This window comes from Rhizobium sp. NZLR10 (assembly GCF_019685125.1).
Lineage (GTDB): Bacteria > Pseudomonadota > Alphaproteobacteria > Rhizobiales > Rhizobiaceae > Rhizobium.
This window is the reverse complement of sequence record NZ_JABDWE010000013.1, coordinates 111,727-125,180: the sequence shown is the minus strand read 5'-3', so window position 1 is coordinate 125,180 and position 13,454 is coordinate 111,727. Positions and strand designations below refer to the sequence as shown.

Genomic DNA, 13,454 nt, shown 5'->3' with positions numbered 1-13,454 from the left:
GTTTTCCTTCCTCCCGCCGATCTCAAATCCGAAGCCGCCGCTGCCCGCCGGCAAAATTGACCGGCGTGCCCGGCTTGATGCGGTGGGGAAACCGCCGGATCTCCGCGCCGGCATGATCCTGCTGCGCGGTATCGCCCTTCTCGGCGCTTCGAAGCCGGTGGATCTCGATTTCCACAGACGGCACCGACATGCCGAGGATGGCTGAGATTTCGATATAATCCCTGCCGGTGCGGAAGAGCTCGAGCGCGTTCATGCCGGTGTGATCCTTCGTGTTCATTTCGAGCGCAGCGTGCCGTTGCCGCCAAAGCGGGTGCTGCCAGGTGCTTCGTTTGAATTCATCGACGCCGGGCCGCTGCCCGGGGAATGGATGCCGGCGTCGCCGAGGGAGGGCAACGACGCCGGCCACCGATAGCCGTCAGGGAGGAGTGAGGCTGTCGGGATCTGGGAGCGGTGAAGAGCGGGGCTGCCACATCTCTTTCGGGGCGGTCTGCCGGCCGCAATTCTCGCAATGGCGCTCGATCACCTCGGCGATCGACAGCGCCTTGCCGCAGAGCGGGCAGCCGGTATAGCGCAGGCTGCGGCGCTTCATCGGGCCGATTGCTGCCGGGGTGGAGGCGTTGATGTTTTCGCTGTTTGTCATGCACATTAGGGTATATTTAATACCCGATATGTCAAGCGCAATAGGGCATGACATATACCCTAAACTAGGGTATTTTTTATATCATGTTGAAAGATCAGGAACAATTTGAGCGCGAAGAACGCGCAAAGCGGCTGGTCATGGCCAGGAAAAACGCCGGCTTTGCCGGGCCGAAAGCGATCGTCGATCGGTTCGGCTGGAATGCCAATGTCTACAAGGCGCATGAGTCCGGCCGCAACGGCTTCGGCATCGCCGATGCGAAGAAATATGCCCGCGCCTTCAAGGTCAATCTCAACTGGCTGCAGTTCGGCGCCGGCAATGCGCTCGATCCGGATGAGCTGCCGGTCTCCGTCGCCGACGTGCCGAAGATCTCCTGGGTCAGCGCCGGCCAGCTGAGCGAGCAGGCGCCGATCACCGACTTTTCGGAATTCCCGACGGTCGCCGCCCTCGATCTGCCCGACGGCGAATGGATCGCGCTCGAAGTCGAAGGCAATTCGATGAACAAGATCTCGCCGCCGGGCTCGATCATCTTCGTCAATCTTCGCGACAAGCGCCTGGCGCCGAACGCGCTCTATGTCGTCGCAGACGAAACCGGTGCTGCTACCTACAAGCGTTATCGCCCGAACGACGACCCGCCCTTCCAGCCCGCTTCCTACGAGGATGTGTCGCCGCCGGAATTCCAGGGCGCCGTCACCATCGTCGGCCGCGTCCGCCGGTCGATCATCGAGATGTAGGGACCGATGCTCGGCAGCAATACTGCAAATCAGCCCTATTCATCAAGGAAACCAAGATGATCCGCCCTTCCTCGCGCGCCGGCCGAATCTGGTTCTATATCGTTACATTCGCGGTGTTTCTGCTGGCCTTCAGCGCCGCCCGCGAGATGTACGGCCTGTAGGATTTCGCTCCGATCTCCCCGATCCGGCGACCAGGATCTATCAGGGTCTCGGGCATTCCTCCTGAAACCAAAAATTGTGGAAGCTCCGAATGCCGCGCTTGCATCTCTTGTCACCGCCAGCAGGATCGATCGCATGGCTGCGGGGAACCTGTCCTTCGGCACTCCCTCCTCCACCGATCGTAAACTCCGATCATCTCGTCGGTGATTTCGATCTCGTTGCGCATGGCCGGCGTCCGTTTTTCTCGCTGCATCAGACTCCAAGATAGGCTTTGATTTCTATCTCTCTGTCTTAGCTCCTGAAGGCTGGTGAGGGAGGGTTCCGGCCAAAGCTTCCCCCTACCCCATGAGCAAAGCCCATGAAGCCGGGAGAGCATTGGCCAGGTCCTGAAGGCCGGAGCCGGGATGGGACACGTGCCAGAGGGGCCATTCGCTTCGCCCTCGTCCTGATTTTCTGACAGCGCACTTAAGGACTTTCGCTTCCCGCGCCGCTGGGCTTCGTCAGCTCGGGAGTTGCACCCGGTCGCCCAATCACTGGCGACAGACATACGCCTATGATTCGTACCTCGTCAATCTGTAGGGTATTTTTTATACCTGATACCATTGACGCAATCGGGTATGATATATACCTTCTTCTCACAAACCGATCAGAGGCGCGTGTGGGGACAGGCGATGCAGCACATCCGCAATATCGAGACCGAGGAGAGCAAACGTGACGCCCGCTGGAATGGCGCGTGGGGGATGAACGACTGCAGCGCCTATATGGCGATCGAGGCGCAGCGCATGGGCGCCCTCGGCTTTGCCTTCCTGCGCCGTCCCGAACATTCGATCCGCGGCCCCTCCTGGCTGCGCGGCGCTGCGGCCTCGGTCGAGGAGCATTACCGCTATGCCCGCGAGATCATGGGCATGACCGATCACGATCAGCTTTACGCCTGAGGAGAACGGAGATGCCTGCCGATTGCATCATCAAGGCGTTTTCCGGCTGCTCCTGCTTGAGCCGTGAATGCGTGGAAAAGCCCCTCACCCCGGCGCCGGTAACCTTCATCTCCCGGCGCAAGCAGGCCATCGCCTGCCTTACCTTCGGCTTCCTCGCCGCGATCATCACGGCCGCCTGGATGGAGACGCAGTTCAAGCACCAGGATCGCACCGATCAGGAACAGGTCTCATGGAAGTGAGCCAGGACTTTGCCCGATATCACCGATCACGAGCTGTACTTGATGTCGCTCGCCTTGGCCGCAGTGATGAAGGCCCGCCGCACCTGCTCGGGCTCGGCGGCATCGTTGAAGACGTCAAGCACAAGCCGCTCAGCAACCTTGGCCGCCGCCGTCTGGTCGGGCCAGTCATTCAGCAAAGTGTTGCCGGCCTGGACGACATTATAGACCGTCCTCACCTTGCCATTGATGGTGATCTTCACCGGTTTGAAGCTTCGTCGCTTGCTCATGGCGCAGTATCTCACACGGAACTCGACTCAACGAATCACTTTGGGACTCGTTCCGGTTGATTCGAAAACCGGCGCATCAAAGCTGATTCGGGCAATGCCGATGCCGCGCGCTGCTGTTCAATCGCGTCGTTATAATTTTCCTGCAGAAAAATTATAACTGGAGAGAAGAGCGAGCTGGTGAAGGCCTTCTGCGGCAAGGGACCGATCTAAACCCTACCTTCCAAACGAGATCGTGATATGCTCGGAGTCCAATTTGGAGAAACAACTATGTTGAAAAATCATATAGTTGGACTGGCGGTTGGCGCGCTTGCGGTTTTTTTGACCGACGCAGTCGCGACCGCCGATCCGCTCCCCAAAGGTTTTGAACGCCACAAGTTCAACGGATCTGTCAGACCGGAGGCCAAGGACGGCGTGACCCGGTTTCAGATATTCGACCGTCAATGTTCCAATGTCGACTATGGAGATGGACGCGGCGAAAATGATTGTCGCAATGGCAACGTCCGCTCGACGATTCGCTATACGCGAGACATGAAGGCTGGCGAAAGCGTCGAATACACGTTTGATTTCCGGCTCGATCCGACTTTTGCCTACGAAGGCTGGCACAACAACTCCGCAAATGGCTTTTATCCCGATGGCCGGGACAGCCATTTGCGTTTCGCCTCCTGGGAAGGGCCGGCAGTCCACAATTTCATCTACATGCTGAAAGCCGACACGCGCAACGGCGTGAACTTTCTCGCCCACCAGTGCCAAAAACCGGGAGATTTCGGCAAATGGGCGACATTCTCGCTGAAAATCCGATGGGCAAGCGATGAGAGCGGATGGGTTACGGCAAGCTGCGACAACAAGGTGATCTACGCCGCCGAAGGCGAAGCAACCAACCAGGCTCCGAATTGCTGGGAAGCGAACGAGTGCGAGCCGCAATCACACCGCGACCCGAAATCATTCAACTTCATTCTCGGCCCGGTGATGATGGGTTGGGGTCATGACTGGAAGACCTATGACAATCATACGTCCCAGTTTGACGTGGTGCAGCGCGATGGTATCGGCATCGATGTCCGCAATGTCAGTGTGACCCGCGGTGTCAGCGACTATTCCGCCGCACAGGCCGTTTTGCTCAAGACGTTGCAGCAGCAACTGGCTCATTTGGGCTGCAAGCCAGGGAATGTTGAGGGCAAGCCTGACAAGGCAACACGGCAAGCCGCGCTCTCTTGCCGCAAGTTCAAGAGCGGTTCGCTTCCCCAAGCGCTCAACCTCACGACGCTGCAGGCCTTCGCTGACGCCTATGCCAGGCCGGAGACCGCAAGTCTGCCTTCAGGCAACGCCGCGGCCGGTAGCGAAAACGTTTCGTCCAAACCGAGGACCTATATCAAGCTGGGCGAAATGCTTGCCATGACGACGGGCAAGGACACCAAGGTGAATTCCGACTTCTTTGGCAAGATCAAAGGCGCCAAGAAAGGGCAGAACGAGCTGGACTTCATTGTCCTGGGTCAGTTCGACTACACTGACAACACGTTCAGCCAGCTGTCATTTCTTCTGCAAGACAAGCTCTCCAAGGCCGAAGTGAATGCGGCGGCCAAGTGCGGCTATGGGACGATCAGATTTCCAGACGGCTCTGATCATGTGGAGATCCGCATGCAACGTTCAGGAAACACGTTCTCGTCCCCGCCAAGAACTGACTGCTTGATTCAAGCGCTCGGCAAACGACCGGCATCGCAGGTTCCCTACCTCACCACGGGGTTTGCCGATCTGGCTAAATCAATGGTTTCCGACGGCAGTTGGAAGAAACTCAGGCATGAAGGTTTGAAGATATTTGTGAAACGTGTTGCCGATGGTGAGATCACAGTCGGCGGCTGAGATCGCAGCAAACATGCTGGGGATTTTTGCAGACATCAGCGAGAAACGAAAAACCCCGCCGGAGCGGGGGTTCTATCTGGTCGGAGTGAGAGGATTCGAACCTCCGACCCCCACGTCCCGAACGTGGTGCGCTACCAGACTGCGCTACACTCCGTGACCAGCGGCGCTTCTATAGAACAGCCTATCTGGTTGCACAAGCACCAAATTCCAAAAAGCCGGTGGATTTTTTGACGGGTTGATGACAGGGCGGGCGGTGCGCCGCTGCTGCAAAAAGACACACTCGGAGCAAATCGTCGGGAAGTGCCACAGGGGCAATTTTCTTTTGCCGGGTTCCGCGCTAAAGGGCTCGACGGGACAGGCGAAAGCGCGCGTAAAGAGCGGATTCGCAGCCACTGCGCTAGAGATCAGGGACGACACGATGAAACTCCGCACCATCACCGCGGCCGGGCTTGCAATTGGGCTTGCCGGATGCACCACCATACCTTCCGCCGGCAATCCGATCGAGGCCCGCTGGGTCGGCAAATCGGCCGGCATCTTCTTTGCCGCCTACGGGCCGCCGCTCAGCGACCGCGAGGAAGGCGCAACTACCGTCTATACCTGGCGCGGCGGCTACAAGACCGTGCGCATTCCGGCTAAATATGCCGAAGGCGCCGACGGCAAGCGCGGCAAGCAGATCGCGTCGGCCCGCACCTCCTATCTGCGCTGCCAGACCGAAATCACCACCAGCTCGGACTACACGATCCGCGACGTCCGCACCGTCGCCGACATTCCCGGCGTCAACGGCCCGTCCTATTGCGCCGAGTTCCTGGCGCCCGAACAGAAGTAACGGTCGACCTTAAGAGACGAGCAAACAGGCGGCCGATGTGCCGCCTGTTTTGTATTGGCTGAAAAAACGAAGACCTGCGGGTGATCGTCGGTTCACTGTGGGCGTCGAAGGATGTGGCCCTGGTTGTGCTCTTCGGTGCTCTCGGCTACATTTTGCGCAAGGCTCCGCCTTGATGTTGCTGACACTCATTCTGCCGGCGATCCGAAAGGGCCGCAAAGCGGCATTCGATGCGAGCGAGGACTGGACTAAGCGATGACAGTCGCTCGAACGAAGCCGGCGAGCCATCCGTTGCGAGGCGTCCTGGCGCTGGACGATTTCGAGGCCAAAGCGCGGCGCCATCTGCCGCGCCCGCTGTTCGGCTACATTGCCGGCGCGAGTGAGACCAACGCATCCCTGCGGATGAACAGGGATGCGTTTCAGACATACGCTTTCAAGCCGAGAGTGCTCATCGACGTTTCGGCGCGCAGCAGCGAAACATCGATCTTCGGAACCAGATATGCGGGGCCTTTCGGCATCGCGCCGATGGGGATCAGCGCCTTGATGGCCTATCGCGGCGACCTGGTTCTGGCATCGGCAGCGGCGCAGGCAGGCATTCCGATGATCATGAGCGGCTCGTCGCTGATCCGGATGGAGGAGGTGGCGAAAGCCAATCCCGATGCCTGGTTCCAAGCCTATCTGCCTGGCGCGCCGGATCGAATTGACGCCCTGGTAGACCGTGTTGCGGCTGCCGGTTTTAAAACCATCCTGCTGACGGTCGATACCGCAACGCTGGCAAACCGTGAGAACAACATCAGGGCGGGGTTTTCGACGCCGCTGCGTCCCAGTCTTCGGCTGCTCTGGGAGGGCCTGTCACACCCGCGCTGGAGCCTTGGCACATTTCTTCCCACACTCGCAAACCACGGCATGCCGCATTTCGAGAATTCCTACGCCGAGCGGGGTGCGCCGATCATCTCCTCCAAGGTGATGCGTGACTTCGCCAAGCGGGATCATCTGAACTGGTCGCACTTGCAGCGCATCCGCAGCAGATGGAGCGGGAACCTGGTGGTCAAGGGCATTCTGCACGAAGACGATGCCGTCAAGGCGGTGGAGGCCGGCGCCAACGGCATCATCGTCTCGAACCATGGCGGCCGGCAACTGGATGGCGCAATGTCGCCATTGCAAGCGCTGCCGGGAATCGTCGAAAAGACCGGACAGTCCGCGACCATCATGATCGATGGCGGCATAAGGCGGGGAACCGATATTCTCAAGGCGCTGGCGTTGGGCGCGAAGTTCACATTCGTTGGAAGACCGTTTCTTTACGCGGCCGCAGTTGCCGGACAGGCGGGCGCCGAGCGCGCAATCGAGATCCTTCAGACGGAAATTCAGCAGAACATGGCGCTGCTCGGCATTACCTCGCTTGCCGAGCTCAATGAACAGCACGTTCTGCGACATCACGGCTAAAGAGAAGTGCGCCTCAAATCGGTGCGCCCGCCAAGCAGCGCGCGGGCAGGTCGACAGATTTGTTGATCCAACGGCACACCTGCGACCAAACCCCGTCTCAAAAAGGGGCTTGCCGCACTCAACCGTCCGGCGTATCTATTGGCCGTCGCGAAAAGCGGCTGCTTCCCTTGATCCGCTCAGTGGCGGAGTAAACAGGTGGACGAATTGTCGTCCAGGCGGTCGAGCACACGCCATCCATGCGCCAGCGCATGGTTCGGCCAGCATTTCCCAGAAACCAAACGCCTGACACAGCGTCAGACTTCATCGTGAGCCATCGGCGTCCCCGAGCAATTCCACTGGTTTGTCCAGGTATTGCCCGGCGACCAAGGCTGGAGCCGTTTTTCGCCTTGATGAAGGCGGGAACCGCTCCGGCGGTGCTGCAGGCTCGCGTCGACCCGGAACGCACCATGACCAGATCCCTTATCGTCATCTTCACCGCCATTGTCCTCGATGCCGTCGGCATCGGGCTGATTTTCCCGATCCTGCCGTCGCTGCTGCGCGATATCACCCATGCCGAAAACGTCGCGCCCATGATCGGCACGATGACCGCGCTCTATGCGGTGATGCAGTTCATCTTCGCGCCGGTGCTCGGCGCCCTCAGCGACCGGCTGGGCCGCCGGCCGGTGCTGTTGATTTCGCTGGCGGGCGCCGCCGTCAACTACCTGTTCCTGGCGTTTGCGCCCAATCTTTGGATGCTGTTCCTCGGCCGGGCGATCGCCGGGCTGACCAGCGCCAACATTTCGGTGGCCTCAGCCTATATCACCGACATTTCGCCCGAGGAGAAGCGCGCCCGCCGCTTCGGGCTTTTCAACGCGATGTTCGGCCTCGGCTTCATCATCGGCCCGGTCGCCGGCGGCGTGCTCGGCGACCATTGGCTGCGGCTGCCGTTCATTGCGGCGGCGGTGCTCAATGGCGCAAACCTGCTGCTCGCCCTGTTCATCCTGCCGGAATCGCGCCCGGGCAGCCGCGAGACAATCGACCTTTCCTCGCTCAATCCGCTGAAACCGCTGCGCGCGGTGCTGGAGGTCAAAAGCCTGCTGCCGCTCGTCATCCTGTTCTTCATCTTCAGCGCCACCGGCGAGGCCTACGGCACCTGCTGGGCGCTGTGGGGACAGGATGCCTTCCAGTGGAACGGGCTTTCGATCGGCCTTTCCCTCGGCGCCTTCGGCATCTGCCAGACCCTTGCCCAGGCCTTTCTGCCCGGACCGGCCGTCAAGCTTTTCGGCGAACGCGCGGCGATCCTGACGGGTGTCGCCGGCGTCTCAATCGCGCTCACCGTCATGGCCTTTGCCGGAAGCGGCTGGATGATCTTCGCGATCATGCCGATCTTCGCGCTCGGCGGCATCGGCGTGCCGGCGCTGCAGTCGCTGGCCACCCGGCAGGTCGACGAGAACAGCCAGGGCCAGTTCCAGGGCGTGCTCGCCTCGGCCGTCAGCCTCGCCTCGATCGTGGCGCCGCTCGCCTTCTCCAGCCTCTATTTCCTCACCCGGGAGGAATGGCCAGGCGCCATCTGGCTATCGGTCGTCATCGTCTACGCGCTCACCGTGCCGCTGGTTCTCGGCTTGCGGCTGAAGACGGCGGAGCGGGCGGCGGTTTGGTGACATGAACGCGGTGCTTGCGGCCATGGGTCCTCGGGTCAAGCCCGAGGACGACGGAGGGTGGGGGAACGCATGCGAGAAATATCAACGTGTGCGGCGGTCTATTGGAATTGCCGCCTATCATTTACGCGATTGCCGCGCAAAACCGCTCGCGCATTTTACTGGAATTCCTCCGGACGTCTCCCCTCTTGCCGCTCGTTGTCCCCGCTCTCCGTCATACTCGGGCTTGACCCGAGTATCGGGCTTGACCCGAGTATCGGGCTTGACCCGAGTATCGGGCTTGACCCGAGTATCGGGCTTGACCCGAGTATCGGGCCTGACCCGAGGATCCGGCTTGACCCCAGTATCCACAACCAAGCACTCTGCGGGCATGGCGGGATATGTCTACATCATCACCAATCAGAAAAACGGCACGCTCTATATCGGCGTGACATCCGATCTGGAGCGCCGCATCTATGAACATCGCGAAGGGCTGACGAAGGGCTTTGCCTGGAAATATGGGTGCACACGCCTCGTCTGGTACGAGGAACATTGGGATATCGGCAGCGCGATCCAGCGTGAGAAGTCGTTGAAACGCTGGTACCGGCAATGGAAGATCGATCTGGTCGAGGCGATGAATCCTGAGTGGAGCGACCTCTATCTTACGCTGTGGTAACGCCAACGCAGTGCTTGCGGCCATGGGTCCTCGGGTCAAGCCCGAGGACGACGGAGGGTGGGGGAGCGAGCGCGACAAATAGCGAAGTATGCCGCGGTCTATTGGAATTGCCGCCTATTAATTTTACGCGATTACCGCGCAAGACCGCTCGCGCATTTTACTAGAATTCCTCCGGACGTATCCCCTCTTGCCGCTCGTTGTCCCCGCTCTCCGTCATACTCGGGCTTGACCCGAGTATCCACGCCGCAAGCACTCCGCTTGAATTTGTTCGGCGATCGCTATTGTCAGTGTGAGCGCAACGCAGCGCTTGCAGCATGGGTCCTCGGGTCAAGCCCGATACTCGGGTCAAGCCCGATACTCGGGTCAAGCCCGATACTCGGGTCAAGCCCGAGTATGACGGAGGGTGGTGGAGCCTATGGGGCAAGGGCCGCAAACGCGTGATGTTTTGTTAGAATTGCCGTCGTGCCGTCGTTGTTTACGCAATTCCCATTTTGCTGGAATTCCCTCCAGACGTCTCGCCTCTTGCCCCGCGTGCCCCACCCTCCGTCATACTCGGGCTTGACCCGAGTATCGGGCTTGACCCGAGTATCGGGCTTGACCCGAGTATCGATGCCGCAAGCATTTCGCTTGAATTTGTTCGGCGCCTGACGCCGGCCAAGCCCCGCCTACGCCGCCTCGCCCGCCTGCACCGCACCCTCCGCCAGCTTGCGCGCCGCGACGAAATCGACCTTGCCGGAGCCGAGGACCGGCACCTTGCCGATGGTGACCTCGGCCGGCACCATCATGTCCATGGCGCCCTTCGACTTGGCGAAGGCGAGGAATTCTGTGCGGGTGGCATTGGGGGCGTCGGTCAGCAGCACCAGGCGCTCGCCCTTCTTGGCGTCCGGCAGCGAGGAGACGACCGAGAGGGCGCCGGGCCAGAGTTCGGCGGCGAGCGTTTCGACGGCGGCGAGCGAGATCATTTCGCCGGCGATCTTGGCGAAGCGTTTGGCGCGGCCGCGGATCTTGACGAAGCCGTCCTCGTCGATGGTGACGATGTCGCCGGTATCGTGCCAGCCATCGGCGAGCGGCTCGAGCACGCCGGGCTTTTCGGCGCGGAGATAACCGGCCATGACATTGGCGCCGCGCACATGCAGCCTGCCGCCCTCGTCGATGCCGGGCACCGGTTCGAGCTTCCAATCCATGCCCGGCAGGATTTTGCCGACGGTGCCGGATTTGTTGTACATCGGCGTGTTGATCGAAATCACCGGCGCCGTCTCGGTGACGCCGTAACCTTCGAGAATGCGCAGGCCGAATTTTTCCATATAGGTCTGGCGGGTCGAGGCCTTCACCGGCTCGGCGCCGGAAAAGATATAGCGGATCGAGCGGAAGTCGTAGGGATGCGCCGTCCTGGCATAACCGTTGAGGAAGGTATCGGTGCCGAAGATGATCGTGGCGTTGGAGACATAGATCAGCTCCGGCACGATGCGATAATGCAGCGGCGACGGATAGAAATAGACCGGCACGCCGGAGATCAGCGGCAGCACGGTGCCGGCCGTCAGCCCGAAGGAATGGAACACCGGCAGGATGTTGAACACCTTGTCGCCGCTGTGGAAATCGATGCGGGCGGCGGCCTGGGCGGCGTTCGACAGGATGTTGCGGTGGGTGAGCACCACGCCCTTCGGCGTGCCCTCCGAGCCCGAGGTGAAGAGGATGACGGCTGGATCATCCGGCTGGCGCTTGACCAGCGGCCGCCCCTTGCGCAGCAGCCCGCGGATCTTGTCGAGAAGGCCGACTTCGGCTCTCAGATCATCGAGCCAGACGATCGTCACCTGCTTTTCCATCTCTTCGATCACCGGGCCTAGCTTGGCCTGGGTGACGAAGGCGCGCGAGGTCAGCACGTGCCTGATCTCGGCGGCCTTGCAGGCGGAGAGAATATTGGCGGCACCCGCGGTAAAATTCAGCATCGCCGGCACCTTGCCGGCGCTCATCACGCCGAGAATGGTGGCGGCGGCGCCATTGGCATTCGGCAGCATGACGCCGAGGTTGTTTTCCGGGAAGCGCGCGCGGAATTTGGCGCCGAGCACGGCCGCCCCGGTCAAGAGCTTGCCATAGGTCAGCCGGCCGGTGACCGGATCCTCGACGGCGAGCTTTTTCATGCCGAATTCGTGGCCGGCCTCGATGACGCGGCCAAGAACGGTCGATGAGGTGTCGGCAGTCTGGAACATCAGGTTCGACATCACCTGATAAAGTGCTGCACCCGCCGCGGCGCGGCGCTTGCGGCCCTTCAGCTCCGGCGGCACTTCGAGCTTCACCGGCTCGAGAATGGTGACCTTGACCTTGGGAAACAACCGGCGGCGGATCTTGCCGTTGTCGAGATAGGAGAGATAACTCTTCTCCAGCCCGTCGATCCTGACCGGCACGACCATCGAGCCGGTCTTGTCGGCGACCATGGCGGCGCCATCATAGACCTTCATCAAGGTGCCGGTCACCGTCAGCCGGCCCTCGGGGAAGATGCCGATCGGGTTGCCGTCCTGCACCACCTTGATCAGCGAACGCGTCGCCATCGGCTTGGTCGGGTCGAGCGGCAGGAACTTGCACATTTTCAGGAAGGGGCGCACCCACCAGGCCTGGGCGATCTTGTAATCGACGGCGAAGGTCGGCTCCTCCTCGGTGATGGCAAGCGCCAGCGCACCATCGAGCAGGCTGACATGGTTCAGCGCAATGATCGGCGCGCGGCCGGCCTTCTTGATATTCTCCAGGCCCTCGACCTCGAGGCGCATGAAGGCGCGGAACAGGATCGAGATGAAATCGCGGAAGGGATTGGTCGGCAGCGTCTTCAGCATCAGCCAGGCGACGGCGAAATTGATGATGCCGAGGCCGATCAGGATCTGAGGAATGGAGGCGCCGAGCGCCTGGATGGCGGCGACGAGGCCGAGGCCGACGGTGATGAACAGCGCCGACAGCACATTGGCGGCGCCGATGACGCGGGCGCGGCGGTCCTCATGCGCCCAGGTCTGCAGCGCGGCGAAGGTGGGAACGGCGATGAAGGCGCCCGAAATCGCCATGCCGGCGAGATCGATGGCGACGCGGATGGTATTTTGACCGGCAAAGAAATCGGCAATCGTCGTTGCGTGGACAGCCGATGCCAGGCCCCAGAGGTTCCAGGCGAGGTCGAGGCTGAAGAGGCCGAGCAGCGCCGTTCCCACCGGGGCCGGCAGCAGCACGATGCGGCCTGACGACATCCAGGCGGCAATGCCCGAGCCGACGGCGACGGCGATGGCAAAAACGGTGAGATAGGCGGGAACGACCAGTTCGGAGCCGCCGAGCAGCTCGGTCACCATGGTCGGCAGGATCGACAGCACGAAAGCGCCGACCAGCCAGAACCAGCAGTTCATCAGCGCCGAACGCCACAGCCGCTTATCCCTACGGATTTCCATCACCAGCGTGTAGCTGGAGCGGATGACATTGCGGTCGATCTGCAGATCCGGCGCCTTCGAGCCGGTGGGAGGGACCATCCGGCTGGCCAGCCAGCAGAGCACCGACAGCCCCATCATCATCGAGCCGAACAGCAGCACATTGTCGCCGCTCGAGAAGGCGAGCGCGGCGATGATGGTGCCGGCGAGGATGGCGATGAAGGTGCCGCCCTCGATCCAGGCATTGGCCTTCGGCAGGTCGCGGCGTTCGAGGTGATCGGGCAGGATGCCGTATTTGATCGGACCGAACAGCGCCGAGATGACGCCGAAGCCGAAGAGGGCCGCCATCAGCACAAAGATCGAGGAAAAGCCGAGGCCGACCACGGCAAGCGCGGCAATGCCGATCTCGCAGCGTTTCAGCAGTTCGGCGATCTTCGCCTTGTCGTGTTTGTCGGCCAGCTCGCCGCCGAGCGCCGACAACAGCAGGAAGGGCACGATGAGGATGACGCCGGCAAGCGTCACCAGGGCGGCGCCCTCGCTGGCCGACATCTTGAAGAGAATGAGGAACACCAAAGTGTTCTTCAGAAAATTGTCGTTGAACGCGGTCAGGAACTGGGTCCAGAACAGCGGCGCGAATTTCCTGGATGTCATCAGCTTGTTTTGCACGGGCGCTTTCC

At 61.1% G+C, this 13,454-nt stretch carries 12 protein-coding genes and 1 tRNA gene; 8 read left to right on the top strand and 5 right to left on the bottom strand.

Annotated elements, in window-relative coordinates; all coding sequences use genetic code 11:
* Positions 1-22: 22 nt before the first annotated feature.
* Together HJB82_RS19970 and HJB82_RS19965 are read right to left on the bottom strand one after the other, a co-directional pair.
* Entirely contained in the window at positions 23-253 is a 231-nt protein-coding gene (locus tag HJB82_RS19970) for a sigma-70 family RNA polymerase sigma factor (protein WP_259673974.1), read from the bottom strand.
* Between the two features lie 162 nt (positions 254-415).
* On the bottom strand, positions 416-640 hold the full coding sequence (locus tag HJB82_RS19965; protein WP_221141231.1) for a hypothetical protein: 225 nt from the start codon (positions 638-640) through the stop codon (positions 416-418).
* 83 nt (positions 641-723) lie between these two features.
* Here HJB82_RS19965 and HJB82_RS19960 point away from each other — a divergent pair, with 83 nt between their 5' ends.
* The 3 genes from HJB82_RS19960 to HJB82_RS19950 all read left to right on the top strand — a co-directional run bounded on the left by HJB82_RS19960 (position 724) and on the right by HJB82_RS19950 (position 2,704).
* Positions 724-1,371 (top strand): S24 family peptidase, encoded by a 648-nt coding sequence (locus tag HJB82_RS19960; protein ID WP_221141133.1) that lies wholly within the window; start codon positions 724-726, stop codon positions 1,369-1,371.
* Between the two features lie 830 nt (positions 1,372-2,201).
* A complete protein-coding gene (locus tag HJB82_RS19955; protein WP_221141130.1) occupies positions 2,202-2,465 on the top strand; it encodes a hypothetical protein in 264 nt (87 codons plus the stop codon).
* A gap of 11 nt (positions 2,466-2,476) precedes the next feature.
* Positions 2,477-2,704 (top strand): hypothetical protein, encoded by a 228-nt coding sequence (locus tag HJB82_RS19950; protein WP_221132212.1) that lies wholly within the window; start codon positions 2,477-2,479, stop codon positions 2,702-2,704.
* A gap of 26 nt (positions 2,705-2,730) precedes the next feature.
* On the opposite strand, the gene HJB82_RS19945 is transcribed toward HJB82_RS19950, so the two are convergent.
* On the bottom strand, positions 2,731-2,970 hold the full coding sequence (locus HJB82_RS19945; RefSeq protein WP_207583287.1) for a DUF982 domain-containing protein: 240 nt from the start codon (positions 2,968-2,970) through the stop codon (positions 2,731-2,733).
* A gap of 267 nt (positions 2,971-3,237) precedes the next feature.
* Between HJB82_RS19945 and HJB82_RS19940 the strand changes: the two genes are divergently transcribed.
* A complete protein-coding gene (locus HJB82_RS19940; protein WP_221141128.1) occupies positions 3,238-4,824 on the top strand; it encodes a hypothetical protein in 1,587 nt (528 codons plus the stop codon).
* Positions 4,825-4,901: 77 nt separating this feature from the next.
* On the opposite strand, the gene HJB82_RS19935 is transcribed toward HJB82_RS19940, so the two are convergent.
* Positions 4,902-4,978: transfer RNA gene (locus tag HJB82_RS19935), tRNA-Pro, on the bottom strand.
* A gap of 264 nt (positions 4,979-5,242) precedes the next feature.
* On the opposite strand from HJB82_RS19935, the gene HJB82_RS19930 reads away from it, so the two are divergent.
* The 4 genes from HJB82_RS19930 to HJB82_RS19915 all read left to right on the top strand — a co-directional run bounded on the left by HJB82_RS19930 (position 5,243) and on the right by HJB82_RS19915 (position 9,382).
* Positions 5,243-5,650, top strand: a complete 408-nt coding sequence (locus tag HJB82_RS19930) for a hypothetical protein (protein WP_207583285.1) — start codon at positions 5,243-5,245, stop codon at positions 5,648-5,650.
* A gap of 252 nt (positions 5,651-5,902) precedes the next feature.
* Positions 5,903-7,090 (top strand): alpha-hydroxy acid oxidase, encoded by a 1,188-nt coding sequence (locus HJB82_RS19925; RefSeq protein ID WP_221141126.1) that lies wholly within the window; start codon positions 5,903-5,905, stop codon positions 7,088-7,090.
* 446 nt (positions 7,091-7,536) lie between these two features.
* On the top strand, positions 7,537-8,730 hold the full coding sequence (locus tag HJB82_RS19920; protein WP_221141124.1) for a TCR/Tet family MFS transporter: 1,194 nt from the start codon (positions 7,537-7,539) through the stop codon (positions 8,728-8,730).
* Positions 8,731-9,097: 367 nt separating this feature from the next.
* Positions 9,098-9,382 (top strand): GIY-YIG nuclease family protein, encoded by a 285-nt coding sequence (locus HJB82_RS19915; protein ID WP_221132260.1) that lies wholly within the window; start codon positions 9,098-9,100, stop codon positions 9,380-9,382.
* Positions 9,383-10,047: 665 nt separating this feature from the next.
* Here HJB82_RS19915 and HJB82_RS19910 read toward each other — a convergent pair.
* The gene (locus tag HJB82_RS19910) at positions 10,048-13,443 is read right to left on the bottom strand and encodes an acyl-[ACP]--phospholipid O-acyltransferase (protein ID WP_221141122.1); all 3,396 of its coding nucleotides are present in this window, start codon (positions 13,441-13,443) and stop codon (positions 10,048-10,050) included.
* Between the last annotated feature and the right edge of the window lie 11 nt (positions 13,444-13,454).

What these genes read in the sequence shown, in the direction of transcription:
- HJB82_RS19955 (WP_221141130.1), top strand. Translation starts at nt 2,202, where the DNA reads ATGCAGCACATCCGCAATATCGAGACCGAGGAGAGCAAACGTGACGCC.
- HJB82_RS19950 (WP_221132212.1), top strand. Translation starts at nt 2,477, where the DNA reads ATGCCTGCCGATTGCATCATCAAGGCGTTTTCCGGCTGCTCCTGCTTG.
- HJB82_RS19960 (WP_221141133.1), top strand. Translation starts at nt 724, where the DNA reads ATGTTGAAAGATCAGGAACAATTTGAGCGCGAAGAACGCGCAAAGCGG.
- HJB82_RS19920 (WP_221141124.1), top strand. Translation starts at nt 7,537, where the DNA reads ATGACCAGATCCCTTATCGTCATCTTCACCGCCATTGTCCTCGATGCC.
- HJB82_RS19945 (WP_207583287.1), bottom strand. Translation starts at nt 2,970, where the DNA reads ATGAGCAAGCGACGAAGCTTCAAACCGGTGAAGATCACCATCAATGGC.
- HJB82_RS19970 (WP_259673974.1), bottom strand. Translation starts at nt 253, where the DNA reads ATGAACGCGCTCGAGCTCTTCCGCACCGGCAGGGATTATATCGAAATC.
- HJB82_RS19965 (WP_221141231.1), bottom strand. Translation starts at nt 640, where the DNA reads ATGACAAACAGCGAAAACATCAACGCCTCCACCCCGGCAGCAATCGGC.
- HJB82_RS19925 (WP_221141126.1), top strand. Translation starts at nt 5,903, where the DNA reads ATGACAGTCGCTCGAACGAAGCCGGCGAGCCATCCGTTGCGAGGCGTC.
- HJB82_RS19915 (WP_221132260.1), top strand. Translation starts at nt 9,098, where the DNA reads ATGGCGGGATATGTCTACATCATCACCAATCAGAAAAACGGCACGCTC.
- HJB82_RS19930 (WP_207583285.1), top strand. Translation starts at nt 5,243, where the DNA reads ATGAAACTCCGCACCATCACCGCGGCCGGGCTTGCAATTGGGCTTGCC.
- HJB82_RS19940 (WP_221141128.1), top strand. Translation starts at nt 3,238, where the DNA reads ATGTTGAAAAATCATATAGTTGGACTGGCGGTTGGCGCGCTTGCGGTT.